The 528-nt window shown below is 48.5% G+C and carries 1 protein-coding gene; it reads left to right on the top strand.

From position 1 onward, the window contains the following. Positions 1-57 precede the first annotated feature (57 nt). The coding region (locus tag BFP77_RS16780) for a DDE-type integrase/transposase/recombinase (protein WP_143751936.1) at positions 58-528 on the top strand (471 nt) is incomplete at its 3' end.

A 528-nucleotide genomic window follows, 5' to 3' on the forward strand; every position in this document is an offset into this window, starting at 1 on the left:
AAAAAAAGTTCTGAGACCGTCCCGAAAACGTGGGATGGTCGATACCATCAGGACAGGATGGAGTACAACATCTCCGTTCAACGTTGCTGCAAGCTTATATTGCTGCATAAGAGCGTATTTTATTACAAGGCCAAAGGGCGTAGCGATGAACTGCTTCGCATGCGGATGAACGAGATAGCTGCCGTAAGGGTCAGGTACGGGTTCTGGCGCATCCATATCCTTTTGAGAAGGGAAGGTTTTATGGACAACCATAAGCGCATGTACAGGGTCTATTGTGAGGAGGGTCTCAATCTTAGGTCGAAACGCCCAAAACGGAACCGTTCCGCCGCACATAGACAACCTACCGAAGGGAATGCCTCTGGTCCGAACGAATGCTGGAGTATGGATTTTGTATGTGACCAGCTTTATAACGGCAGACGGTTCAGGGCCTTAACTGTAGTGGATGACTTTAGTCGCAAGTGTCTTTCCATACATGCGGGAAGTTCGCTCAAAGGAAGCGATGTGGTACAGGTCATGGAAACCATTACT

It is taken from the genome of Maribacter sp. 4U21 (assembly GCF_002742365.1).
GTDB lineage: Bacteria > Bacteroidota > Bacteroidia > Flavobacteriales > Flavobacteriaceae > Maribacter.